General features: G+C 59.4%; 33 protein-coding genes. 27 read left to right on the forward strand and 6 right to left on the reverse strand.

The genetic code is table 11. The features are described from left to right. Positions 1-14: 14 nt before the first annotated feature. The 9 genes from Q1A74_RS07570 to Q1A74_RS07610 all read left to right on the forward strand — a co-directional run bounded on the left by Q1A74_RS07570 (position 15) and on the right by Q1A74_RS07610 (position 6,988). Positions 15-2,747, forward strand: a complete 2,733-nt coding sequence (locus tag Q1A74_RS07570; protein WP_299594302.1) for a toprim domain-containing protein — start codon at positions 15-17, stop codon at positions 2,745-2,747. A gap of 259 nt (positions 2,748-3,006) precedes the next feature. Further along, complete coding sequence (locus tag Q1A74_RS07575) at positions 3,007-3,282, forward strand: hypothetical protein (protein ID WP_299594304.1); 276 nt, start codon at positions 3,007-3,009, stop codon at positions 3,280-3,282. Next, positions 3,279-3,722, forward strand: coding sequence for a hypothetical protein (locus Q1A74_RS07580; protein WP_299594306.1), 444 nt, complete (start codon positions 3,279-3,281; stop codon positions 3,720-3,722). Before Q1A74_RS07575 ends, Q1A74_RS07580 begins: the two co-directional genes overlap by 4 nt. Further along, positions 3,715-3,942, forward strand: coding sequence for a hypothetical protein (locus Q1A74_RS07585; protein ID WP_299594308.1), 228 nt, complete (start codon positions 3,715-3,717; stop codon positions 3,940-3,942). The genes Q1A74_RS07580 and Q1A74_RS07585 overlap by 8 nt, the downstream gene beginning before the upstream one ends. A gap of 21 nt (positions 3,943-3,963) precedes the next feature. Then, complete coding sequence (locus tag Q1A74_RS07590) at positions 3,964-4,203, forward strand: hypothetical protein (RefSeq protein WP_299594310.1); 240 nt, start codon at positions 3,964-3,966, stop codon at positions 4,201-4,203. After that, positions 4,200-5,177: a hypothetical protein gene (locus Q1A74_RS07595; RefSeq protein ID WP_299594312.1), complete on the forward strand. Its 978-nt coding sequence runs from the start codon at positions 4,200-4,202 to the stop codon at positions 5,175-5,177. The genes Q1A74_RS07590 and Q1A74_RS07595 overlap by 4 nt, the downstream gene beginning before the upstream one ends. Positions 5,178-5,206: 29 nt before the next feature. After that, positions 5,207-5,827: a hypothetical protein gene (locus tag Q1A74_RS07600; RefSeq protein WP_299594314.1), complete on the forward strand. Its 621-nt coding sequence runs from the start codon at positions 5,207-5,209 to the stop codon at positions 5,825-5,827. Further along, positions 5,827-6,744: a DNA cytosine methyltransferase gene (locus Q1A74_RS07605; RefSeq protein WP_299594316.1), complete on the forward strand. Its 918-nt coding sequence runs from the start codon at positions 5,827-5,829 to the stop codon at positions 6,742-6,744. Before Q1A74_RS07600 ends, Q1A74_RS07605 begins: the two co-directional genes overlap by 1 nt. 16 nt (positions 6,745-6,760) lie before the next feature. Next, positions 6,761-6,988, forward strand: a complete 228-nt coding sequence (locus tag Q1A74_RS07610; protein WP_299594318.1) for a hypothetical protein — start codon at positions 6,761-6,763, stop codon at positions 6,986-6,988. Here the strand turns inward: Q1A74_RS07610 and Q1A74_RS07615 are convergent. Together Q1A74_RS07615 and Q1A74_RS07620 are read right to left on the reverse strand one after the other, a co-directional pair. Further along, entirely contained in the window at positions 6,985-7,203 is a 219-nt protein-coding gene (locus tag Q1A74_RS07615; protein ID WP_299594319.1) for a helix-turn-helix domain-containing protein, read from the reverse strand. The genes Q1A74_RS07610 and Q1A74_RS07615 overlap by 4 nt on opposite strands. 120 nt (positions 7,204-7,323) lie before the next feature. After that, positions 7,324-7,707: a helix-turn-helix transcriptional regulator gene (locus tag Q1A74_RS07620; protein WP_299594321.1), complete on the reverse strand. Its 384-nt coding sequence runs from the start codon at positions 7,705-7,707 to the stop codon at positions 7,324-7,326. Between the two features lie 219 nt (positions 7,708-7,926). Here Q1A74_RS07620 and Q1A74_RS07625 point away from each other — a divergent pair, with 219 nt between their 5' ends. Further along, the gene (locus tag Q1A74_RS07625) at positions 7,927-8,181 is read left to right on the forward strand and encodes a hypothetical protein (RefSeq protein WP_299594322.1); all 255 of its coding nucleotides are present in this window, start codon (positions 7,927-7,929) and stop codon (positions 8,179-8,181) included. 92 nt (positions 8,182-8,273) lie between these two features. Here Q1A74_RS07625 and Q1A74_RS07630 read toward each other — a convergent pair whose 3' ends face one another. From Q1A74_RS07630 to Q1A74_RS07640, 3 genes are all read right to left on the reverse strand, one after another. Further along, complete coding sequence (locus Q1A74_RS07630) at positions 8,274-8,528, reverse strand: ogr/Delta-like zinc finger family protein (protein ID WP_299594323.1); 255 nt, start codon at positions 8,526-8,528, stop codon at positions 8,274-8,276. A gap of 67 nt (positions 8,529-8,595) precedes the next feature. Beyond that, entirely contained in the window at positions 8,596-9,645 is a 1,050-nt protein-coding gene (locus Q1A74_RS07635) for a phage portal protein (protein WP_299594324.1), read from the reverse strand. A gap of 13 nt (positions 9,646-9,658) precedes the next feature. After that, positions 9,659-11,404, reverse strand: a complete 1,746-nt coding sequence (locus Q1A74_RS07640; RefSeq protein WP_299594325.1) for a terminase family protein — start codon at positions 11,402-11,404, stop codon at positions 9,659-9,661. Positions 11,405-11,492: 88 nt separating this feature from the next. Between Q1A74_RS07640 and Q1A74_RS07645 the strand changes: the two genes are divergently transcribed. From Q1A74_RS07645 to Q1A74_RS07705, 13 genes are all read left to right on the forward strand, one after another. Beyond that, positions 11,493-12,458, forward strand: coding sequence for a GPO family capsid scaffolding protein (locus tag Q1A74_RS07645; protein WP_299594326.1), 966 nt, complete (start codon positions 11,493-11,495; stop codon positions 12,456-12,458). Between the two features lie 69 nt (positions 12,459-12,527). Continuing rightward, positions 12,528-13,562, forward strand: a complete 1,035-nt coding sequence (locus Q1A74_RS07650; protein WP_299594327.1) for a phage major capsid protein, P2 family — start codon at positions 12,528-12,530, stop codon at positions 13,560-13,562. Between the two features lie 149 nt (positions 13,563-13,711). After that, the gene (gene gpM, locus Q1A74_RS07655) at positions 13,712-14,392 is read left to right on the forward strand and encodes a phage terminase small subunit (RefSeq protein WP_299594328.1); all 681 of its coding nucleotides are present in this window, start codon (positions 13,712-13,714) and stop codon (positions 14,390-14,392) included. A 94-nt stretch (positions 14,393-14,486) separates the two neighbouring features. Beyond that, positions 14,487-14,951 (forward strand): head completion/stabilization protein, encoded by a 465-nt coding sequence (locus Q1A74_RS07660; protein WP_299594329.1) that lies wholly within the window; start codon positions 14,487-14,489, stop codon positions 14,949-14,951. After that, a complete protein-coding gene (locus tag Q1A74_RS07665; RefSeq protein ID WP_299594330.1) occupies positions 14,951-15,439 on the forward strand; it encodes a phage tail protein in 489 nt (162 codons plus the stop codon). Before Q1A74_RS07660 ends, Q1A74_RS07665 begins: the two co-directional genes overlap by 1 nt. Then, positions 15,423-16,076: a phage virion morphogenesis protein gene (locus Q1A74_RS07670; protein ID WP_299594331.1), complete on the forward strand. Its 654-nt coding sequence runs from the start codon at positions 15,423-15,425 to the stop codon at positions 16,074-16,076. The genes Q1A74_RS07665 and Q1A74_RS07670 overlap by 17 nt, the downstream gene beginning before the upstream one ends. A 27-nt stretch (positions 16,077-16,103) precedes the next feature. Beyond that, entirely contained in the window at positions 16,104-17,210 is a 1,107-nt protein-coding gene (locus Q1A74_RS07675) for a DUF2586 domain-containing protein (protein ID WP_299594332.1), read from the forward strand. A gap of 46 nt (positions 17,211-17,256) precedes the next feature. Further along, positions 17,257-17,709 carry a phage protein gene (locus Q1A74_RS07680; protein ID WP_299594333.1) on the forward strand — a complete coding sequence of 151 codons (453 nt, stop codon included), beginning with the start codon at positions 17,257-17,259 and terminating at the stop codon, positions 17,707-17,709. A gap of 19 nt (positions 17,710-17,728) precedes the next feature. Then, positions 17,729-17,938, forward strand: coding sequence for a TraR/DksA family transcriptional regulator (locus Q1A74_RS07685; RefSeq protein ID WP_299594334.1), 210 nt, complete (start codon positions 17,729-17,731; stop codon positions 17,936-17,938). Next, the gene (locus Q1A74_RS07690; RefSeq protein ID WP_299594335.1) at positions 17,938-18,540 is read left to right on the forward strand and encodes a hypothetical protein; all 603 of its coding nucleotides are present in this window, start codon (positions 17,938-17,940) and stop codon (positions 18,538-18,540) included. The genes Q1A74_RS07685 and Q1A74_RS07690 overlap by 1 nt, the downstream gene beginning before the upstream one ends. After that, on the forward strand, positions 18,537-19,013 hold the full coding sequence (locus Q1A74_RS07695) for a hypothetical protein (RefSeq protein ID WP_299594336.1): 477 nt from the start codon (positions 18,537-18,539) through the stop codon (positions 19,011-19,013). Before Q1A74_RS07690 ends, Q1A74_RS07695 begins: the two co-directional genes overlap by 4 nt. Positions 19,014-19,016: 3 nt before the next feature. Next, a complete protein-coding gene (locus Q1A74_RS07700) occupies positions 19,017-19,286 on the forward strand; it encodes a hypothetical protein (RefSeq protein WP_299594337.1) in 270 nt (89 codons plus the stop codon). Between the two features lie 14 nt (positions 19,287-19,300). Continuing rightward, positions 19,301-19,606, forward strand: coding sequence for a putative phage tail assembly chaperone (locus Q1A74_RS07705; RefSeq protein WP_299594338.1), 306 nt, complete (start codon positions 19,301-19,303; stop codon positions 19,604-19,606). On the opposite strand, the gene Q1A74_RS07710 is transcribed toward Q1A74_RS07705, so the two are convergent. Next, complete coding sequence (locus Q1A74_RS07710) at positions 19,603-19,803, reverse strand: hypothetical protein (protein ID WP_299594339.1); 201 nt, start codon at positions 19,801-19,803, stop codon at positions 19,603-19,605. The two genes, Q1A74_RS07705 and Q1A74_RS07710, sit on opposite strands and share 4 nt — an antisense overlap. On the opposite strand from Q1A74_RS07710, the gene Q1A74_RS07715 reads away from it, so the two are divergent. From Q1A74_RS07715 to Q1A74_RS07730, 4 genes are read left to right on the forward strand one after another with little or no spacing between them, the layout of a single operon-like run. Next, entirely contained in the window at positions 19,797-21,641 is a 1,845-nt protein-coding gene (locus Q1A74_RS07715; protein WP_299594340.1) for a phage tail tape measure protein, read from the forward strand. The genes Q1A74_RS07710 and Q1A74_RS07715 overlap by 7 nt on opposite strands. Position 21,642: 1 nt before the next feature. Then, positions 21,643-21,981, forward strand: a complete 339-nt coding sequence (locus Q1A74_RS07720; protein WP_299594342.1) for a DUF2590 family protein — start codon at positions 21,643-21,645, stop codon at positions 21,979-21,981. Next, the gene (locus tag Q1A74_RS07725; RefSeq protein WP_299594344.1) at positions 21,981-23,156 is read left to right on the forward strand and encodes a baseplate J/gp47 family protein; all 1,176 of its coding nucleotides are present in this window, start codon (positions 21,981-21,983) and stop codon (positions 23,154-23,156) included. The genes Q1A74_RS07720 and Q1A74_RS07725 overlap by 1 nt, the downstream gene beginning before the upstream one ends. Next, positions 23,153-23,674, forward strand: coding sequence for a phage tail protein (locus Q1A74_RS07730; RefSeq protein WP_299594346.1), 522 nt, complete (start codon positions 23,153-23,155; stop codon positions 23,672-23,674). The genes Q1A74_RS07725 and Q1A74_RS07730 overlap by 4 nt, the downstream gene beginning before the upstream one ends. Positions 23,675-23,682 lie beyond the last annotated feature (8 nt).

A 23,682-nucleotide genomic window follows, 5' to 3' on the forward strand; every position in this document is an offset into this window, starting at 1 on the left:
ACAAAGGAACTTCCATGGATTTCATCGACATCAACCGCGAGGTGGTGACGGCGCTGGAGAAAGACCGGGCATTTAATTTCAAGCGCCGCGGCAACTACCTGCAGGGAGGGAATTGCCCTGACTGCGGGAAGAAAGAAGCCTGGATCAGCGTTGAAAAGCCCATCGTAGTGCGCTGCAACCGCAAAAATAACTGCGGCTACGAAGAGCCTGTACGCAATATCTACCCGGATATCTTCGAGAATTTCTCCGAGCGTTTCCCAGCCACGCCGGAAGATCCCAACGCAACCGCCCGCGCCTACATCGAGCACGACCGCCAGTTCCCGCTGGTCAAGGTTGGTACCTGGTTCGAGCAGGGCGCACTCCCGTTACCCGATGGCGGCTATGCGCCGGTGGTGCGCTTCCACCTGTGGGATGGCTACTACTGGGACCGCATCATCAACAAGGCCGACGCCCGCGCCCTGAATAAAAAAACCCACTTCAAATATGGGATCAATTACCGCGGCAAGGCGTGGATGCCACCGACCCAGAATCTGGAGCAAGGCGATACCGTCTTTATCGTCGAGGGTATTTTCCACGCGATCGCACTGTGGCTCTGCGGCTATAAAGCCGTGGCGGCGTTCAGCAGTAACAACCTGCCCACCGCGTTCATCGAGCAGCACAAGGATCTGGAAATCACCTGGCGTCTCGCCTACGACGACGACCCCGCAGGTCGCGGCATGATGACCAAGTACTACGACAACCTGCGCCACAAAGGCGAAAAGGTAGACGTGGCACTGGTGGGTGGCGGCAACGACTGGGACGACCTCTACCGCCTCAACAAAATCACCGAAAAATTCCTCGAAGAGTGCCTGTATCGCGGCCGTCTGTTTACCGCGCGCAGCATCGGTGAAAAGGCCTATCACTGGTACTGCAAAAACCACCGCAACTACACCGTGCTGGATTACGGCAACCGCCTGTTTTCCGTCAAGGTGGAAGAGGGGCTGAACAAGGATCTCAAAGAAGCGATTGAGGATCTGAACCAGACCGACATCGAGGACGGCACCAAAGAAAAGATCGCGGTAAAAGGCATTGAAGATGCACTGGCCACCGAGAAAGGCCGCGAGCTCTTCGACCGCAATCTCACCACCACCACCATCAGCAACTGCCTGCCCAAGTTCCTGTACTGCGAGATCGACAAAGAGAGCAACGAGGTTGCCTACTTCTTCGATGTAGCGGCACCGCGCGGCAAAGGCCTGCAGGTAGCGTTTTCCGGTTCCCATCTGGAAAGCCCCAAAGCCTTCAACAAAGCCCTGCTTAACCAGGCTCCCGGCAGCACCTTCGACGGCAGCGAAAACCAGCTCAAGATGCTGCGCGATCGCTGGTTCGATGGCGGCGTAAAACAGGTAGAGACCATCGGCTATCTCGGGTACGACAAAACCTGTCAGGTGTACGTGTACCAGGACTTCGCCTACCACAACGGCCGCCCGCTCAAGCTCAACAGCCAGGGATATTTCATCGCCGGCAAGAACCGCATCAAAACCGGGTTCAAGAGCTTCTACCTGCACCACCGCGATGAGTTCGATCACACCTGGGTGCACGACTACCACCAGGTGTTTTCCCACCTCGGCATGGTCGCCCTCGCATTCTGGATGGGTTCCCTGTTTGCCGAGCAGATCCGTGCGGAGCTGAAGGTATTCCCGTTTCTGGAGCTCACCGGTGAACACGGCGCGGGTAAATCCACCGTGATTGAATTCCTGTGGAAGCTCTGCGGTCGTGACGACTACGAGGGTTTCGACCCCAGCAAAGCGACCTTCGCCGCGCGCACCCGCGCGTTTTCCCAGCTGTCGAATCTTCCGGTGGTGCTGATCGAATCCGACCGTCAGAACGACAAAGCCAAGAAAGGCGCTTTCGACTTCGAGGAACTAAAGACCGCCTACAACGGCCGCGCCATTCGCAGTACCGGTGCCTTCAACCGCGGCAACGACACCGTGGAGCCACCGTTTCGCGGTTCCATCGTCATCGCCCAGAACGACACCGTGGACGGCAGCCCGGCACTGCTCTCGCGGATCGTCCACTGCCACGCCACCAAAGCGCACTTCTCCGAGAAAACCAAACTGCTGGCCCAGCGCTTCGAGCGCGCACCGGTGGAAGAAGTAAGCGGCTTTCTACCTGCCGCCCTGCGCCGGGAAAAAGCGATTGTCGGCAAGATCCTGCAGGACTACCCCGCGCTCGATGCCGAGTACGCACAGCGCGGCGAGATCCACGACCAGCGGGTGGTCAAGACCCACGCCATGGTCTCCGCCATGGCCGGCGCCCTGCCGATGCTGTTCCCGTCCGTGAGCGAATCCACCGTGAAGGATGTGCAGCACTACATCTATACCCGCGCCGTCAGCCGTCAGGGCCGCCTAAGCGCCGATCACCCGGACGTGCAGAAGTTCTGGGAGATATACGACTACCTCAACGTGCGCCTGGTGGACGATCCGGATTCCCCGGCCGTGTACGCCACCAATGCCGGCAAGGTCGAGGCCCAGACCCTCAACCACAGCAAAGATCCCGGCCTGATCGCCATCAACCTCATCCACTACAAGCAGCAGTGCGAGATGGCCAAGGTCGATCACCCGGACATCAAGGAACTGAAAAAGCTGCTGCCCAACAGCCGCCGCCACAAGTTCGTGGGCTGCAAAAACGTGAAGTCCGGGATCGACGACGACCGCGCCCGATATTGCTGGGTTTTCCGGCATGCGGATGCCGATAAGGCGGCCACCTAGAAAAACGGGAGGGGGTTTCGGAAAGACCTAACCGGCCTAACCGGAACCACAAAACACCCCGCAGATCCAGTAACCACGCGGGATTGAGCAGAAACGGAAAAACCTAACTTTCACCTAACCGGGAGCTAACCAAGTTAGGGAATACAAAAAACAAAAACCTAACTTTTACCTTTAAAAAAATCCTTATAAATCAATCGGTTAGGTTTTTGGTTAGGTCAGGTTAGGTTTTCACCCTAACCAGTTTTCAGGAGCTAAGTGCATGAAAAACAAAGAGTTTTCAGAAGCGGGGCAGGCCGCGTTAGACCGGTTAGGTCTTTCCGATACCCCCCCTCTTATCTCAGGCGCCAAAGACACCTACAGCGAGGCCCACCGCCGCAACTGCCTCGCCTGGCACCTGCTCTGCAACCGCTCCCGCAGCGAGATCGGCGAGTGGCTGGCAAAGCAGAGTGCGGCCATGCGTGAAGACATGCGCGACCGGCTCAACCAGCTGCAGAACCAGGTGCGCCAGATGCGCCGGGAGGCAGCACAGGCATGAACCAGCGCGCACTGCGGCTCTTCCACACCGTGACCGAGGCAGAGGTGTTCAACGCCTGGCTCAACAACGTGCAGGTGAACAAAGCCTGCAGCTGGGAAGAAGTAGTGCGGGATGAATTGATTTTCGGCTGTCTCGCCCGCGAGGCCGCCTACACACACCGCGGGCAGCGCCCGCCCAAGTATTCACGGATTAAACCGTCCACCACCGAGGAAGCGACCATGAAAGAAGTGTTTGTACTCGACGTAGCCCAAGCCCGTCAGATCCGCCTGGCACTGGCGCTCTGCCGCGAGCGTATCGCCTGCCCTGACACCACCACCGTGGCCAAGGAAGAAGCCGTGCGCGAGATCCGCGCCGCGCAGGACATCTTCATCGACCACGAAGAGCGCGCAGCCACGCTGAAGCAACTCAACCGCGAACAGTGGGGTGCCGCCAGTGCTTAAAGCCACCATCGCCCTTGGCCCTGTTTTGCTGCGCAAGATCGAGGCCGCCGCCCGCGAGAAAGAAGAAATCGAAGCACTGCTGATGCGTGAGCCGCTGCAGGCCGAGCAGCACGCCAATCGCTACATGCAGGTAACCGCCGAGCTCGCCGCCTTTGGCGAGCAGGTACTGAAAATGGCCAAAGCCATGCAAAGCGGCGCCGTCGTTGGGCGGCTGCACTAACCGGTTTCGGGGGAAATCAAAGTGACAGAACAGCAATTGGCAGCTTACGAACAGCTGCAAACCGTTCCGGAAAAAGTCCGCTTCCTGCTCGATATCGGCGTCACCGCCGATCTCGACATGGAAGAGCTGGATATCACCTACCGCGCCCATGTGGGCGACGTGCGCCTGCCGGTTTCTGGCGCCTCGCGGCTGACCGCGATCGAGCGCGGAAAAGCCTGGCTGCAAGAAAGGCTGGCCCAAGCGGAAGGAGACAACGCATGAAACTCTGGCACTACCTCACCGGCCTGGCCGCGCTGATTTTCTGCGGCACCTCGCTGGTGTTTACCGTGGGGCTGTGGATCTCCATTCCCGGCGGCGCCGGTGGCCAGCTGGTGGCGGGGCTCACCGCCACCGCGCTGGAACTGTGCAAATTCAGCTTCGCCCCGCTGGGGTTGTGGCTGCGTGCACAGGGCAGGGCCGTGGGGTACGCCCTGCTGGTCCTGTGGCCGTTGCTGGTGTTGATCAGCATTGGTGCCACCGTTGGCTTCCTCGCCAGCCACGCGGAGCAGCAGCAACAGCTGAACGCCCGCAGCAGCCTGGAATACCGAACCCTGCAACAGCAGCTGGGCAGCGTTGAACAGCAGATCACCACGCTCAACAACGTGATCGCCACCGATGCCGCCAACGGCTACCGCCAACGGGCCATCGAAACGGCCGCGCAACTGCAGCAGCTGGAGCAACAGCGCAGCCAAACACTGGCCAAACTGCAAACCCTGAGCGAATCCAGCTCTGGCAGCGCCTCAGACAGCGCAGGTGCCACGTTCGCCACTCTGGCAGGGCTCACCCACATCGACCCCAAGCAGATACAGCACAGCGGCTTTCTGGCGCTCGCCATCATCACCGATGTGGTGGGGCTGGTGGCACTGATGGCGTTCAACAGTGTTTTAACGGCAACACCCACAGTTCAACGCGAACAACGGCCGCAACCGCGCACCGTTAAGCGCACTGAACGCACAACGCCGCTCGTTGAAACTGCCCAGCAGCGGGAAACGGAAAGCCCGCCAAACGGTGAGCTCACCAACGAACAGCAACAGCTGGCCGAACGCATCATCGCCCGAGAATTCGGCGAGCGCCCGGTGCTGCGCAACATCAACCGCGAAGTGCGGGGCGGCAACCAGGTGGTGAAACCGGTATTCGACCACCTGCAGAAAACCGGAGTCCTGATCCGCGACGGCCGCGGCTTCGCGCTGGCCTGAGCTGACGCACCAATAACAAGGAAAATCCCGTGGAAAATATCGAAAAACTGATGTACGAAAAAAATCTGCTGGCTTCGAAATTGGCTGAGCTGGAGGTGGTGCACAAGCAGGAAACCGAGATGATGAGAGACCACATCGAAAGACTGGACACCCAATACAAGCACTTGGCCATTGCCTACAGCAAGCTGGAAGATGAAAAACTGGAATTTGTCCGCCGCGACATGCAGCGCGATGCCCGTGTAGAGGAACTTCAGGATGATGTAAAGCGCGAGGCCAGCCGCGCAGACTGGTTCAAGAATGAAGTCGGTCGCGTGACCGAACTGATGCGCGCCCACGGGATTGAGAGCGGAGACCCCGGTGATAACGAAGTGCTGGTGGAAGTGGTGGAGAGCCAAAACGGCGAACGCCACCTGATCCAGAAATCTTCCATCAACGACTGGAGGGTTGGCCCGATAAAGCTCTACACAAGAACGCAGTCACTCCATATCGACGACGAACACAAATCGGTCACAGAGGATGTACCGCTTTGCTTCCTGAAGAAAGTATCCGACCTTTTTGAATGTTGTTACGAACACTGCCATTACAGTGATCCGAACGGATTTCCGGTTTACACAAGACCGCAGCAAACCGAAATGCCGGAGGCCAATTGATGGACTGCATCGACCTCTTCGCCGGTCTCGGCGGCCAGACAACCGGCGCGGTTCTGGCCGGGCACCGGGTGCTGTGGGCGGCCAACCACTGGCCGGTGGCGGTGGAGTACCACAGCATGAACCACCCGGAGACCATTCACTCCTGTCAGGATCTGCAGCAGGCGGATTTCAGCCAGGTTCCAGCGCACGACGTGCTGCTGGCTTCCCCTTGCTGCCAAGGCCATAGCAAGGCGCGCGGCAAGAATGCCAACCGCCACGACGCCAGCCGCTCCACCGCGTGGGCAGTGGTGGCCGCGGCGGAGGCCTGCCGGCCGCAGGTGCTGCTGGTGGAGAATGTGCCGGAGTTTCTGGAGTGGTCCCTGTACCCGGCGTGGGCGGATGCCCTGCAGCGTCTCGGCTACACCCTCGCCCCGCACATCGTGGATGCCGCGGATTACGGTGTACCCCAGCACCGGGTGCGCCTGTTTCTGGTGGGTACCCGCAGCGCTCGCCCGCTGCATCTGGAGCTGCAGAAGTCGGTACCGGTCAGCGCCCGCCAGGTGATCGAGCTCGATGCCGGCAACTGGTCGCCGATCCACAAGCCCACCCGCAGCGCCAAGACACTGGCGCGCATCGAGCGCGGACGCCGGGATCTGCGCACCGATACCTTCCTGATCCCGTATTACGGCAGCGGCTCCGGCCTCACTGGCCGCAGCCTGGACCGCCCCATCGGCACCCTCACCACCCGCGAGCGCTGGGCGGTGGTACGGGGAGATCAGATGCGGATGCTGACGGTGGAAGAGCAGCGGGATTTTATGAGCTTTCCGGCGTGTACCCGGCTGCCGAAAAACAAGGCACTGGCCACGCACCTGCTGGGCAATGCGGTGGCGCCGGAACTGGAAAAACAACTGCTGACTGCCATCGCGCGGGCGGCTTGATTTACAGGATCAGATCATGAGTGGAAAACAGAAAGCGCAACGCTGGCGCGAGCACAACGGCTACACCGGCAAAGGCGGCGTGGTAGTGCTGTTCAACGATAAGGTGTGCGGGTGGATGAATGAACTGCGCGATCCGCAGGGATGGGAACCCGGTTGCATTGCGCTCGATGAGCACGGCAACCAGTGGCAGGCCAGCGGCGGCGACAGCTACAACGGGGCGGAGCGCTGGGAGGTGATGAGCTAGGTATCGGGAAAATCGAACAGGGTTTTGACGGGGCACTGCAGGTGCCCCGCAATGCGTTGCAACAGATCAAACCGCGGGCCGTGCTTGCCCGCTTCTATATCGGCGATGGTGCGCACCGAACAGCCGGCGCCAGCCGCCAGTGCCTCCTGGGTAACCCCTTTCTTCTTGCGAATCTCGGCCAGCCGGTGGCCAAACTGCATTTTGAGATCCGTCATCCCAGTCCCTTATCTTTGATAGGGGACTATTTTCACTGCCTGCTCTAGGACGAAACATGAGGTTTAACCTCATGTTTGTTATCTATTGTTTAGAACGTGAAATTCACAATTATTAGGAAATTATTCCTCGCTATGGGAATAGGTATCCGATCCGGCCATTCGGGCAACCAGTTCCAGATGATCCAGAACCAGCTGTTGGTGGGCCGGGGGTAGTTCCTGGTACAGGCGGGCGTGTCGGGGCGGTAGCTGTTCGAGCTCTGGGGTGCTGTCTACGCCTTTGGCGATGGTGAGCAGTGGCGCTTTCAGTTCACTGCACCAATTCACCAGCAATTCTGCCGGTATCGCCTGGCGCCCCAGCTCCATTTGGGACAGGGAATCTGCGCGGACTCCCAGCTTCTCGGCCATGTTTTTGGCCTTCATGTTACGCGCCTTGCGTGCGCTTCTCAGCCGATCACCGATGGCCTCTCGCGCCGTTACCCGGTTAGCTCGGCCGCCGCTTTTCAATCTCCCTCATACGGATACAACTTGTTACAGGGCGCTCAAAAATAGAGCAAAGTCCCGCAAATCACAAAAAATATGGAAATACCCTAGAAAATTTGCGCTTCCCTTTGGAATTGCCGGTTTTGTGATCTATACGACAGCCGTCAAATAATGCCTAATAAATGCCGAATTTATCGGGCTCTATGGAATAAAAATCTAAACGAGGTAAGGAGTTCAGGAAGTATGACTACGAGAGTAAACGGCGCGGAGCGCGCATCGGTTTTAGGGGTATCAGCGGGGCTATCGCCGGCGGAGCGACGAGGTTTACCGTTATCCGACCGCGAGCGGCTGGAGGAAGCCGACAAGCTAGTGGCGCTGATGCAGTTTGCTCTCAGTGGTCGAGACCAGGCGGAGCTGAATTCGGAAGTGCAAGCCGGCTGTGTGCTGGTGCTGGATCAGATCCGGGAGGCGGTGCAGCGGGTGGCAAACCGCCACTGAAAACACCCGGTAAGCGGGCAAGAAAAAGGGCGCTGTGTGCGCCCTTTTTGTTTCTGGAGAGTTGTGTCTGGGGAGGGGGAGCGGGAAACGTGTCAGGCGCTCGCCTGCAATTGTTGCAGCAGCTCCAGCTGCTCGCTCTTGGGTAGCCCGCGGAAGATATCCGTCGCCATGCGGCGGGCCTGAAAGCTGGAAGGGGAAAGGGTGTGGCTGTAGGTCAGCTTCATAACAAAGCTGTGGCCGCAATGCGGATTGCGGCAGATGCAGTACAGGTCTGCCACCTTTGGGTCCAGCTCATTGCGGCTGCTGATGATGGCCTTGCTATTACACTCGGTGCATTTCACTTGCATCTCTGTGTCCTCTTCCCCCGGATCGTGAGGAAATTTTAACACATTGCTACGCCCTGAAGGGTAATAATTATCCATCTGTCAAGCCCTTGGGTTGGGTAAATTTGATCTGCCGCGCAGCCGGCAGGTACTGGTTCAGTGCCAGGAACACGTCCTGCATGGGAACCACTTCATTCTCGTAATACACCCGGCTGATCTTTTCGATATCGCCAAAGCCACCGGTATTCTCCGGCATGATGCCGGCCAGTGCCGGCTGTATGCGCCACATGCTGAGCACATCGTTGCGGCTGAGGTTTTTCACCCGCTCAAATTCATCTTTGGTGGCGATATCGCCCACCGGGATGATCTTCACCGAATCCGGTTTGCCGCCTGGGATATTCAAAAACAGCGATCGGAAGTTGCCCACGCCCTTGCTCGCGCGGATCTGATCTTTCAGAGCCTTTTCATCGTCCGGATCGAGATCCGCATCGGCCGTGTAGAAGATGTACCCCATGTGCGCGCCGTTGTTGTAGTACTTGCGGCGGAACAGGGTGGCGTCTTCGTTCAGCAGCACCGAGTGAATGCCGCCGAGGTACTGCGGCACGCCGTAAATCTGCTGGTTGGGGTCGTACTCGCGCAGCTGGATCACTTCACCAGGTGCGAACTTCACCGGGTCCAGTCCATCGCGCTGGATCATGCAGTATCGGTCTGGCTCGGTCATGCGTCGCATATTCAGCGCCGGCAGGTGCTGCAGGCGCAGCAGCTGGCCGAGGCGGTTTTCAATGCGCTTGAAGTAGCAGTGGCCGAACACCATGAAATCAAACCCGGCATTGCCGAGATCTTCCGCACTCAGCGCGGTGCTGGGCGCGAAGTACTTGCGCAGCAGGTTGCGCTTGAAATAGGGGATGGTGCCGTGGTGGGCATTGGCGCGCAGTATTTTCGACAGTCCACTCTGGCTCACCGGCGGCGTGTAGTAGTCGCCCTGGGGATCGAGAAAGGTGCCGAGGTAATCGGTGATTGCGTTGCCTAGCGCCGGTTCCGCGTCGCCAAAGCTGAACGCCATTTCACGGTCATTGCTGCCCGCGGTGACGGTCTTGCCGGCGGGCGCGGTGCTCTGCTGGTTGCGTTTGCGTTTTGCCATTGAAATCTCTCAATCAGGCGGCGAAGCCGACACTGGTACGACGCCGCTTGCGGTTCAGGGGTTCGTTACTGAGCGCGTGCATGATCGCCCACGCCACATCCGCGTGGCCGGTGGCGCTTGAGCGGTTGGCAGCGTAGGTGATGTGATCACCACTGGTGGTGGTCTGGTGTATCTGCAGAAACGCCTGGGCGATATCGGTGTGTTCCGCGTCCCACTCGATGCGCTGGCTCTCCACCACGTCCTGCGCCTTCAGCACCAGGTTGGTTTTGCTTTCCAACCCGTAGTGAATCGGCGTGGCGCGGCGGTAGAACTCCTTCACCATCTCGAATACGCCGTGGCCGGGGCCGGTGCAGTCGATGCCGACAAACTGCACGTTGTACTTTTCCGTGAGCTCCTTGATGCGGTTGGCCTGCCACTGCCAGGCGCGGTTGCGCATCACGATCTTTTCCAGCACGCGGAACTTCTCGCCCTCCTTGATCGGCGGTGCCACCACCACAATGGCGGCGCCGTCGCCGGATCTGGATGGGTCGTAACCGATCCACACCGGGTGGTTGCCGTAGGGGCGCGTCGAACGTGCTTTGAAGTCCACCCATACCACGTTGGTATCCACCGCGGCGGTCAGCAGATCCTCCAGTTTGAAAACGGACAGTCCCGCTTCCATAAAGGCGCACATAAACAGGTTGTTGAATTCCGCCTCGGTGTACTCGATTTTGAGCTCGTCGATATCGAACAGATCGCAGCCCTGTTCCGCGGCGTCTTCCACGGTGACGATATTCCGCCAGATCTTGTCCGGGCCGAGAGCGCCGCCCTTGAGCGCTTCGCGGCTGAGATCGAATTCCACTTTGGTTTTGCGCTTTTCGTTGTAGCGCTCGCCGCACCACATCGGGTAGGCGCCGTGGCTTTTCACCGAGGGTGTGGAGAAGTAGGTTTTGCGCCACTTCTTGTGCGCGGCCATACCGCTGGCCAGCTTGTTCAGGCGCTCGAAATCCGGAATCCAGAAAACCTCATCCACATACAGGTGTCCGTGGTAGCCCTGGGCGGTTCGGCCGTTGGTGGAGACAAAGCGCAGCTCGGCACCGTTGGATAGCTCGATGGTCTCCGCGCCCTTCAGTTCGATCTCGAAGTACTCGCGGGCAAACTTGATGATGTAGGCCTTGAAGATCTCGGCCTGTGCGCGGCTGGCGGAAAGGAATATCTGGTTTTCACCGCTGAGGATGGCATCCTCGAACGCCTCCCACGCGAAATAGTAGGTGGCGCCGATCTGGCGGCTTTTCAGAATGAAGCGGGTGCGCTGGTCTTTGTTGTCGTGCCAGCGGTGCTGGTAGTCGTAAAACAGTTCTTTGCGAACCGCCTCCAGCATCTCCGGGGTGATCTCGGAAACATCGTTGCGCGCCTTGCGCTTTTTACTCTTGCCGTCGCCACCAGGTTCCCCGCGGACTGCAGCCGCTTTTTCCTTGGCGGTGCGCGCCTTGCGCTGCTCCACCATGGCGAGTTTGTCCAGCAGGTTGCCGAGCTTGTCCATTTCCTTGTAGTCGGCATCGGTTTTGTTGTCTTTTTCCACCAGCGCAATCAGCTTGCGCGCGGCTGCCTGCTCTACCGTTTCATGCTGCAGCATCTCTTCCCAGTTGCCTTTTTCGGCCCACTGGTACACCACCCGAACATTGTTCAGGTTCAACTGTTCCGCGATCTCCCGCGCCGATACCCGGCGCAGCCACATCATCTTAGCCGCGGTTTTGATTTCGTCTGGATAAGCTGCCATGCGCCGCAGTGTACGAGAGAAATTGTGCGATTCACTGCGGCTTTATTGCGGGTAATTTCTGGTTTCGATTTATAGGAATTCTCAGGAATTGAGCCGATTGTTCCCGGTTTTTTTTGCACCTAGTCTGCCGGCTATCGAAGTGGCAAACGGCCACAGCAACTTTCAACCGGACGAAACCGAAGGGCAGAACATGGCGCGCAACCTGAAAACCGGATGGGTGGTACTGGCAACCAGTGGCCCGGTAGTGCACGGCGACGAAGACGGCCGCTTTATCAAAAAAGAGTGGCTGCAGGACATGGCCGAAACCTACAACACCAAGGTTTTCACCGCGAAGATCTGGCCGGAGCACCGCCGCTATTCCAGTGCCGGTACCGTGCTTGCGCTGAAGGTTGAGCCCGCCACCGATCCGGAGCTGAAAGGCGAGCTGCAGCTGTTCGGTATTCTTTCCCCAGCCGATTGGCTGATCACCGCCAACCAGGCCGGCGATTACACCTTCCCCTCTATCGAAGTTGGCGAGAACTTCCGCGGCACCGGCAAGTTCTTCCTTAAAGGCCTGGGTGTTACCGACGACCCCGCCAGCGCCGGCGTTACCGAACTCAAATTCTCCAGCAAAGCGGGCGACGAAGTTGCCCACGTATTCAACGGTCACCAATTCAACCTGGCGGAAAGTTTGGAGCAGGAAAAGAGCCTGCTGCACCGGATTTTCGGCCGCGAAGATTCCAGCCAACCAGAACAGGAAAGCGAAGCTATGGACGAGAAACAATTCTCCCAGCTGATGGACACCATCAAAGACCAGGGCAAAAAACTCGATGCGCTGGAAGACAAATTCAAGTCTCTCAACGCGGGCGCCAACAGCGAAGGTGCCGAAGGTGCTGAAGGCGGCGAGGGTGAGGGCGGCGAAGGCGAAGAGGGCACGGTCAGCGCCAAGGAATTCAACGCGCTGAAATCCCAGCTCGATGACCTGAACAAAAAGTTCACCGCTGCGCTGAACGAAGAAAACCCGGGCACCAATGTTCCGGAAGGCAAAGGCGGCGCGGAAGAAGAAGTAATTTAACGCGCGACCAATCCTGTAGCACACGTTTAGCACCAAACCGAAACAGCAGAAATATTCAGGACGATACCCATGCGTAAAGATACCCGACTCAAGTTTTCCTCACTGGTCGTCGCCATGGCCGCGACCTATGGCGTAGAGAGTGTGGCAGAAACCTTCTCCGCAACGCCTTCCGTCGAACAGAAGCTGATGGACAAGATCGTCGCTTCTTCCGATTTCCTGCAGCGCATCAACGTGATCGGTGTGGATGAGCTCAAGGGTGAAAAGATCCTTGGTTCTGCCACCGGCATGGTGGGCAAGCGCACCAACACCAGCAGCAACGACCGCCAGACGGTTGACCCGCTGAACCTCGATACCAACGGTTACGAGTGTGTGAAGACCGAGTACGACGTGCACATCCTCTACAACACGCTGGATGCCTGGTCAAAGTTCCCGGACTTCAAAGACCGCTTTATGAGTTACGTGCGCAAGGCCATCGCCCACGCGCGCATCCGCCACGGCTTCTACGGCACTCAGGCCGCATCCGTCACCGACTCCGGCAGCAACCCCAACGGCGAAGATGTGAACGTGGGCTGGTTCCAGCACCTGCGCGCTTACAACAGCGGTTCGCAAATGCTGGCCGAGGGTGGCACTGCCGGTGAGATCCGCCTGGGTGCCGGTGGCGACTACGAAAACCTCGATGCCATGGTGCACGACGTGCTGCAGCTGGTGGACGAACCCCACCGCGATGGCAGCGACCTGGTGGTGATCGTTGGCCGCGACCTGCTCGCGCAGGACAAGGCACAGCTGTACACCGCGCAGGGCCAGAAGCCCACCGAGAAAGAGCGCGTGGAGAACAGCGCGGTCACCCGCACCTACGGCGGCCTGCCGGCGTACACCGTGCCCTTCTTCCCCTCCCGCGGCCTGCTGATCACCAGCTGGGACAACCTCAGCCTGTACTACCAGGCCGGTGCGGTACGCCAGCAGATTCTGGACAACGCCAAGCGCGACCGCGTGGAGCACTACAACACCATCAACGAAGCCTACGTGGTGGAGAACCTGGACAAAGCAGCCGGCATTGAGTTCGCCAACGTGAAACTGCCGGCTCCGGGCGATACCTGGGCTTAACAGGTTATTGAGAGACGGTCACTGTCAGGCGCAGCGAGCTTCCCTCGGTCAGTAGGTCTTGTTTTGAGTCAGCTACTCGACCGGGGGCTTTTTAAAGAGCCCTGCGCCGGACTTCTCTGGAACGACACATAAAAAATACGGAGCAATCCATGAGCATCGCCCTGCGCCACAAAGCGAAGTGCCTGGCCGCCGCTGAGCGCCAGCAGATAACCGAATCCAAAGCCGCCGAAGCCCCGAAAACTCCGGTGCAGAAATCCAAAGCCAACCACGATCGCACGATTGTGGAAACCCAACTCGAACGCGATCTGGAATTGCTTTCCGAGCGCGACAACGTAGCGGAAAAGATCGCCCTGAAACGCCAGCTGCTGCCGAACTACCTGCCGCAGGTGGATGCGTACCTGGAAGCGGGCATGCAGCACCCGAACCCGCTGCTGGTTTGGTGCCTGATCTGGCTGATCGACGTAGAAGACATCGAGCAGGCGCTGAAGCTGGCGAATATCGCCATCGAGCAGCAGCAGCTGATGCCGGAACGCTTCAAGCGCGATCTGCCCACCTACGTGGCCGAGGCGCTGCACGACTGGGCAGAGCGCCAGTACAAGGATCAGAAGAGTGCCGATCCCTACTTCAGCGAAGTGGTGGATGCGGTGCACAGCGAGCGCTGGCCGGTGGCTCAGATCATCGTGCAGGGCAAGCTGTACAAACTCGCCGGCCTGTTTGCCGAGCGCAACGGTGAAACGGAAAAGGCGGTGCAGTGGTTCGAGCGCGCCATGGAAGCCAACCCGAGAGCGGGCGTGAAAACCCGGTTGGAAAAACTAAAAACACAACTGTAACGACTCCCCCGAGGGCACGGGCCAGTGGGGCGTCTGCCGCCCTGCGCGAACAGGCAAACCACTTGGCACCGTGTTTTTTTGAAGAGCAGAGCGCATGAGCTTTACCGGCAAAACCGACAGCTATCTGGAAAGCACCATCGAGAACAACGGATTTTTTCCGGATCTCTCGCTGGGCAATTTTCAGCGCCTGTATCGGGTGCCGGCGGAGTACCACCAGGAGAAGGTGGAACACCACCTGCGCCTGGCGATGCTGGATGTGAACAGCGATCTGTTCGACCAGCAGGATGCGTGGATGACCGACGGCCACGCCACGCTGGGCGCGGTCTCTGCGGAAACCATCGGCGGTGAAAGCGTACTGGAAGAGCAGTACCGCCGTGCGGTGTTCTGCCGCGCTACCGCCAACCTGTTCGGTGAGTTCGCCACCATTTACCGCCGTGAAGTTGGCGATAGCCAGGCGAAGGAAAGCGAGAGCACCGCGCAGATGTACCGCTCGCAGGCAGACCGCGCGCTGCGGCACCTGCAGGGAACCAAAACCAATATCACCGCGGAGCTTTTGTAATGGCACTGGAAAAGCTCCGCGCAATCACCGCCCACCTGCTGGCCGCCAATCTGGTATCGAGCGAGCAGCTGGACAGCTGGATGGAAAGCGGTGAGCTGGAAACCGCCAGCAAGAACCTCGGCAACGGCGTGCGCATCTGCCGCTTGCGTTACGACGCAGTGATCAGCATCGAGCGCTTCGCCCAGCCTGCCGAACTGCTGTTCGCACTGGTCACCGCCTGGGTGCAGGACAACGATCCGGAACGCTTCACTCTGGGACTGCCGGAGCCGGATATCGAGATCGACGTGATCAACAAGCGCATGGCGGACGTGGAAATCAAAATTCCATTTTCCGAAAACGTGGATCTGGTCCCTGATGCCAACGGCGCGATCACTTACCTCGGGCAGCAGTGGTCTGTTGCGGTAGTGGGTGCCGATGAAGCCGACCAGGTAGCGGTGGGCGACGACGAAACTGCACCAACGGATAAACCCTATGTCCGTGAGGATTGATATCGCCGGACAGGTAGGGGTTAAAAAAATGCTGAAGGTGCTGCAGCTGCCACCGGCCAAGCGCAAGCGGCTGCTAGCACAGGTGGGGCGCAAAGTGCGGGTGTTCTCGCGCAAACGACTGCGGCAACAGAGGGGTATAGACGGACAGCCCTGGGAAGCGCGCAAAAGTGGTAACCGAAAAATGCTGCGCGGCATAAGCAAGCGCATGCAGGTGAAGACAGACCCGGAAAAAACGGTGATCGGCTTCAAGGACGGAATGACTGCAGGCATCGCCTACCAGCACCAGCATGGTGTGACCGAGCACTGGACCGCAGACAAGGCAGAGCAGGTGTACGGCCAGCCGGATTACGACGCACCGGCCACGCGCAAACAGGCAAAGGCACTGCGGGAAGAGGGATACAAGGTGCGCCGGGGCAGTGGCCGCGGTTGGCGCAGACCCAGCCTGAAGTGGGTAACGGAAAACATGACGGTAGGCCAGGCGGGAATCATCTTGCGCAGCATGCGCGACGCAGAGCCCAGCGCGAGCTGGAAGATTCCCCTACCGGCGCGGACGTTCCTCGGGGTGAATCTCACCGAGATCCGCGAACTGGCCACAACACTGATCGACGAAACACTGGAACGATTTCAACGGGCATAAGCGCCCACAACGGCAAGGGGCAAGCAAATGGCACTCGGCAAAGTTTCTGTAAACAACCTGAACCAGGCGCAGGGCAGCACGCCCGCCATTGAGCGCAAAGCACTGTTTATCGGCGAGGGCGCCACCGGCGTGGGCGAGCTGCTTTCCCTCAACAGCCAGAGCGATATCGACACCCTTCTGGGTGCCACCAGCAGCGAGATCCGCGACAACGTGCTGGCCGCCCAGCAGAACGGCGGCGAGAACTGGCAGGCGTGGGCCGCACCGCAAACCGCCGGTTACGACTGGCTCGACGTGGTGGATTCCGCAATGGAAACCATTTCTCCGGAGCTGATTGTGCTGTGTACCCCGGCCACCGCTGCCAGTGAGCTCACGGACATGCAGACCAAGGCGGAGAGCCTGCGCACCAGCCTGGCCCGCCGCGTGATCATTCTTACCGCTACCCCGGGCATTGATTCCGGTACCGAGACCTGGAGCGCCTACGAGGCGGCGCAGGCCGCGATCACCGACAGTGTGGCCGCTTACCGTGTGGCAGCGGTTCCCCAACTGCACGGCAACAACCTGGGCGTGCTGGCGGGCCGCCTGTGCACTGATGCCGTGAGCATTGCCGACAGCCCCATGCGTGTGGCAACCGGCGCAGTGCTGGGCCTCGGCGATGCACCGGTGGACAACAACGGCACCACGCTCTCTTCCGCGACGCTGGCCACGCTGGACGCTGCGCGGCTTTCGGTACCGCAGACCTATCCGGATTACCCGGGCACCTACTGGGGCGACTGCAACCTACTGGACGCACCTGGTGGCGATTACCAGGTGATCGAGCACCTGCGCGTGGTGGACAAGGCCGCACGCGCGGTGCGCCTGCTGGCCATCGCCCGCGTGGCCAACCGCTCACTTAACAGCACCCCGGTGAGCATCGCGGCCAACAAAACCTTTTTCATGCGCCCCCTGCGCGAGATGAGCTACAGCACGGTGTTTGCCGGCGAGCACTTCCCCGGTGAGATCAAGGCGCCCAATGACGACAGCATCGCCATTGTTTGGCCGAACAAAACGTCGGCAGAGGTTTACCTGAAGGTGCAGCCCTACAACGCGCCGAAGGAAATCACCGCAAACATCATTCTGGACCTCAGCAACGGCTAAGCCGGAGCGAGAAACAGCAGAGCCAATTAACCGGGAGCGATAACACATGAGCCAGAAACTCAGCGGCAAGGACATAGACGTAATGATCGGCAGCATGCTGGTCCACGTGGAAAATTTCACACTCAACATCGAGGACAACACCGCGCCGGCAATGACCCGTGGTGTGCCCGATGGCTGGATCAGCGGCGACAAAAAAGCCAGCGGCGAGATCGAGGTGGATACCAACAACCTGCAGACCATTCTGGACGCCGCGAAGAGCGCCGGCAGCTTCAGTGCACTGGATACGTTCGACATTGTGGGCAACGCCGCAGCCACGAACGTGGAGCTCAAGGTGGAAGCCTTTGGCTGCAAGTTGCGGATCAGCGACCTGCTGAATGCGTCGGCTACCGGCGGCGAGAAGCTGAAGCACAAGCTGCCCTACGACGTAACCAACCGCGATTTTGTGCGCATCAACGGTGTGCCCTATATCGACGCCAGCGAAACCGAGAATTTCATCTAAGGCGCAGTAGGTAAGGGTTATGCCAGACGATTTTGACCGCGCGTCGGATCTGGAACAGGCACAGCGCCAGCGGGCGCTGGATGCCCAGCGCGCTCGCAGCAACTTCGATACTCCAAGCCTTGCGGATTGCGAACACTGCGGCGATGAAATACCGCCAGCACGGCAGAAAATCGGCGGCGTGACCCGCTGTGTGGATTGCCAGACAAGTTTTGAAAAGTGGGGGCGCTGATGCAATTGCCAACAGGAAAACTGCCGCGCTACGGGCAGCTGCAGACCGCATTTATCCGCAAGGGTTACCGGTTTTTCGATGAGGGTGATTTCAACCTGAACCTGATCGGTGTGCGCACCGCCGACAATACCGCCAACACCTTCAACGACCACCTCGCGGTGGCGTTTCGTTTTGACGGCCGCCCGCACTGCTATGTGTTCCCGGCCACCACTGACCCGGGCCTGTACTGGCGGCAGAACCTGGCCAACGTCAACGGTACCGCCATTGTGGTTCCCGGCCAGTATGCAGGCCTGTGGCAGATCGGCCAGCACCAGGGTAAGTACCAGGCGCTGGTGCAGCGCGCACCGGTGACCGTGTACCGCGACAGCAACCGCGACCAGGTACTGGATACCGACACCACCACCGAGAGCGGGCTGTTCGGTATCAACTGCCACCGTGCCCGCGCTGACGGCGAGAGTTCGCAGGTGGACAGATGGAGCGCGGGCTGTCAGGTGCTGGCGAACGCGGCGGATTTCACCCTGCTGATGGCGCTGTGCAACCGCGCACGCATGGAGTGGGGCAACCGCTTTACCTACACGCTGATCAAGGAGGGCGACCTGTGAGCTGGCTATCGAAAATCACCGAAGTGGCGACCGGCGGCATCGGGCAGCTCTTCTTTGATGTGGCGAAAACCTATTTCCCTCCGGATATGAGCGAGGCGGATAAGAAAGCCGCGCTGCTGGAATTTGAAAAGCTGGAGATGCAGCGCAATCGCGAGGCGCACGACGCATCGGTGGAAGCGGAGAACGCACTTACCCAAAGGATTAAGGACCTGGAAGGTACCGCGGCGGATCTGGCGAGAATTCCGGTGCTCGGCACGGTGGTGCTGTTCCTGCGCGGGTGCCAGCGCCCGCTGTGGGGATTTGCGGTTCTGTACCTGGACTGGAAGTGGTTTACCGAGTGGGAGCTGACCCAGAAGCAGGAAAGCGCGCTGCTGGTGATCAATTTACTGGTGCTCGGGTTTTTGTTCGGCGAGCGCGCCGTCAAAAACGTTAGCCCGTTTCTGGTGGAAGTATTCAGAGCGAAAAAAGGGTAAGCCATGCAGATCACTGAGCAGGAAATTGAACAGATCGCAAAAAAGGCCGGTGAAGCGGCGGTACAGGATCTGTTGACCAAACTCGGCATTGATATCAGTGACGTGCACGAAACCCAAAAGGATTTTGCTTACCTGCGTGGTCAGCGCCAGACCAGTGACCAGGTGGGCGTTTGGACCCGGCGCATCATGCTGGGCTTTGTTCTTACCTCAGCCGGCACCTTGCTGGTGACCGGCATAAAAACGGCCTTTGTGGGCCTGCTGCAACAACCCTGACGGAGATAAAAACCATGGCTGCGAAAACCAACGAAGTGCAAGACGGCAACACCCAGACCATTGAGGTTTCTGTCGGAGACAAGGAATTCTCTTTCCACGTTACCCGCGAGGCCTACAACAAGTATCTGAACAGCATCACGCCCACCAGCAAGGTGGCACCCAGCCACAACTTTCTGGTGAGCACGGTAGACGCCGATGACAAGGAGGCGCTGGTGGCTCTGGTTAAGGCAATGCCTGGTGCCGAAGTGCAACTGGCCGGTGCGGTGCTTGAGGCCTACACGCCGGATCTGGCGATCACGGCAAAAAAGCGCAGCAACTAGCCGAGCAGATTGCGCACAACGGCTACGACCAACTGTGCGCGCTGGTGGCCCGGTACCTGCCGGGCCAGCCAGAAACTGTAGAGAACATGGCGCGTGCGCTGTACCTGGAACAGCGCGAATGCAAAAACTTTGAGATGGCGGTGGCCAACGGCATAGGCCGGGCGTTCACCGGTAAATAGCGGAGCAGACAATGGCATCGCGGCTGGAAAAATTGCTGTTTTCCGTCAGCCTGATCGACAAGGCCAGCGGCCCTGCGGGCAAGATTGCCGCGCAGATCGACCAGCTGAACCAGCGCGCCACCGCTGGCTTTACGCAAGTCGGTGTGGGTGCTGCTGGCCTGTTTGCCACTGGCTACGCGCTCAAGTCGGTACTGTCTCCCGCGATTGAAATGGACCGGGCACTGGGGGAAGTGCGCAGCCTCGGTGTGGCCGATGCCGCACTGAAGCAACTGGAAAAAACGTCACTGAGCTTTTCCGTGCAATACGGTGAGAGCGCGGCGGAGTTCGTTCGCTCTTCCTACGACATCCAGAGTGCGATCGCAGGCCTCACCGGTACCGAACTTTCCAAATTCACCGAGGCCGGCGCCGTGCTGGCCAAGGGCACAAAGTCCGACGTGGGCACCATCACCAATTACATGGGCACCATGTACGGCATCTTCCAGACCACCGCCGATAAGATGGGCAAGGCGGAGTGGGTGCAGATGCTTGCCGGCCAGACCGCCAGCGCGGTGCAGATGTTCAAAACCACCGGTAGTGAAATGTCCTCCGCGTTCTCTTCTCTTGGTGCCGACGCTACGGCGGCCGGTATTTCGATGAGCGAGCAGATGGCGATTCTCGGCACCCTGCAGGCCACCATGAGCGGCAGCGAGGCGGGCACCAAATACCGGGCATTCCTGAAAGGGGTTGGCAAGGCACAGGATGAACTGGGGCTGACGTTTACCGACAGCCAGGGGCGCATGCTGCCGATGCTGGACATCCTGCAGAAACTGCGAGGCCGTTTCGGCGACACCATCGACGTGGCGGAAGGCATGCAGCTGCAGAAAGCGTTCGGCACTCAGGAAGCGGTGGCGCTGCTCAACCTTCTGGTTCCCAAGGCCGATGGCCTGAAAGATTCCATGGATGCCCTGGGCAACGTGCGGGGCATGGACAAGGCGCGGGAAATGGCCGACGCGATGGCCGACCCGTGGCAGAAACTCGCCTCACTCGGTACCGCAGTGAAAACCGTATTCGGCCGTGTGATGCAGCCGGTGCTGGTGCCGCTGGTGGAAACACTGATTGCCGGCGGTGACGTGATCATGGACTGGACCGAGCGTTTCCCGACGCTCACCAAAGTGGTTGGTATCGGCATCCTGACGATTTTCGGACTGGTGGCCGCTGTGAGCGCCTTCGCGCTGGTGCAGGGTATCGCCATGCTGGCCATGGCCGGTTGGAGTGGCGCCATGCTGGTGGGAACCGGCATTGCAAAGGCCTGGCGCTTCGCCATCGCTGCTGCGCAGGTTACCTGGTTCCTGTTTAACGTCGCGATCTGGGCGGGTGCTGCCGCGTTTGGTGCACTGCGCACCGCCTTCATGGCCTCCACCGCTGCCACCTGGCTCCTCAACGCCGCACTGCTGGCCAACCCCATCACCTGGATTGTTCTCGCCGTAGCCGCACTGGTGGCCGCTGTGGTGGGCCTGATCGTGTACTGGGATGAACTGATGGAGTGGTTCAAGAACATCAAGCCGCTGCAGATGCTGGGCGATGCCATCGACTGGCTGATCGACAAGATCAACATGATCCCAGGAATCAATATCGACACCGGTGGCGATATCGCGGTGACCGAAAAAATACAGCAGGAGCGCGACGCAATGGACAGCGCGACCGCCGGCCTGCAGTCGAACAAACCGAATGCGGTGCCGACTGGCGGCCTGATGCAACAGGTGAACCAGTCCACCACCAACAACCGCGGCACACACGTCGAGAAAATCGAAGTGCATACCAGCGGCGGCGTCAGCGGCTACCAGCTCGCCGACGAACTGGCACTGGCGGGAGGTTGATATGGCGGAATACGTAGACCTGCTGATCAGCGAACGCGACCTGACGCTCGATGAGGGCGGTTTCCCGGTGCTGTGCGATGGCCGGGTCAGTATCGGACAGGACATCAAGCACCGGATTCTGGAAAGCGGGCTGGCGCTGCAGCTGATCGCCGAGCGCGACCCTGCGCGTATTGCGCGCATCGAAAATCAGATCCTGCTGCTGGTGGATCAGGACACACGCATTAGACCTGGTACCGCAAAGCTCACGGTGCAGGACGCGGCCGGTGAGCAATACATTCTCACCGCGAAAACGATGAAGTACGGCGACACCACAGTCACTTTTAGCGGGGTAAGTGGGTAATGACAGACGAAAACCGCAAAGCGTTCGAGCAGCTGGCCATTGACGCCGGTATCCCTACAAATGAAACCAGCCTGAACACCAAGCTGGCGGAAATTACGGAAGATGCCGGGCTCGGTATCAACAACGACAGCAATGTATCGCCGTTCTGGCGTTTTGTGCGCGCGGCAGTGACGGTGCCGGTTCTGTGGCTGATCAACTTCATGATCGACCATGTACTGACGCAGGCGTTTGTGAAAACTGCCACCGGCACTTTTCTGGAGTGGCATGCGTGGGCGGTGAACCTGGTGCGCAAAGCGGCGGTAAAGGCGCAAGGTCAGTTGCAGTTCTCGCGTACCGACACCAGTGTGGCGCTGCAGATTCCGATGGGAACGGTGGTGCGCAGTACGCCGATTAACGGTGTGACGTATCGCCTGGTTACCACGGCGGATGCGCTGATGGCGCCGGGCGAATCCAGTGTGGTGGTCCCGGTCACGGCACAGGCTTCCGGCGCTGCGCATAACCTCGGCGCGGGTTACTACATCCTGCTGGATGTGCCGATTGCGGGTGTGACGGTGACCAACCTCTCTGACTGGCTGCTGGTTCCGGGCGCGAACGAAGAGACCGACGATGAACTGCGCCTGCGTATTCGCAACCAGTACAGCGCGATCAACCAGTGGCATACGGACGCGGTATACCGCGCGATCATCGCGGACTTTGCCGGCGTGGGTACCGGCAACATCTTTTTCGAGCACGACGCACCGCGCGGACCAGGTACCGCGAACGCCTATGTGCTGCTCGATATCGGCAACCCCTCCGCGCAGTTCATTGCCGACATCCAGAGCGTGATCACAGATGACGGCAACCACGGCCACGGTGACGACCTGCAGGTGTTCGCCATGCCGGAAACCAGCAACGACCTCACTTGCGATCTGTGGTTTGTCGCCAACACCAGCACAGCGGATAAAACGCAGCTGCTCGCCGCAGTGGAAGACGTGATCCGCGCGGCCTTCCGCGAGAACACCGACTACCAGCCGACGCTGGTTTACCCCTGGAGCCTGTTCAGCTTCTCGCAGCTGGCGCGGGAAATTCAGGAGTTGTTCCCCGCAATCCAGAACATTGATTTCAGCCTGCCGCAGATCACCAGCCAGATGGATATCCCCCGCCTGGGAACGCTGACGGTGCAGGAGGCAGCGTGATCAAAATCGAGCTTCCCAGCTGGGCCAACTTAGGCCAGATCGACAAGCTGAAAAACCTGATCACCACCTGGTGGGATCTGGTGGAAAGCTGGCTGCGGTGGCCCAGTGAACAACTGGACCCAGAAACCTGCGGCTTAGCTGCGCTGAACCTTCTGGCCTGGCAGCGCAACGTGAATCGTTTCGACGGCGAGTCGATCGACCTGTACCGGCTGCGCGTGAAATACGCCTTTGTAAATGCCAAGGACGCCGGCAGCGTGGCGGGTATCAAGCGCATTTTTGAGAGGCTGGGCGTGGGTTACGTGGAAGTGATCGAGCGCGACCCGGGAAAAGATTGGGACGTGATTCAGCTGCAGCTGAGCGACGCACAGCTCAGCCAGAACCAGGCACTGCTGAAACTGTTACTGACCAAGTACGGACGCACCTGCCGCCGCTACGAATTTTATCTGATCGGGACTGTTGATCTCGGAATTTCTGCACACGAAATAGAACATCAATGGTTCTTTGACGAGGCCAGTTGAGGAGAACG

Origin of the sequence: uncultured Microbulbifer sp. (genome assembly GCF_947504145.1) — a bacterium.
Lineage (GTDB): Bacteria > Pseudomonadota > Gammaproteobacteria > Pseudomonadales > Cellvibrionaceae > Microbulbifer.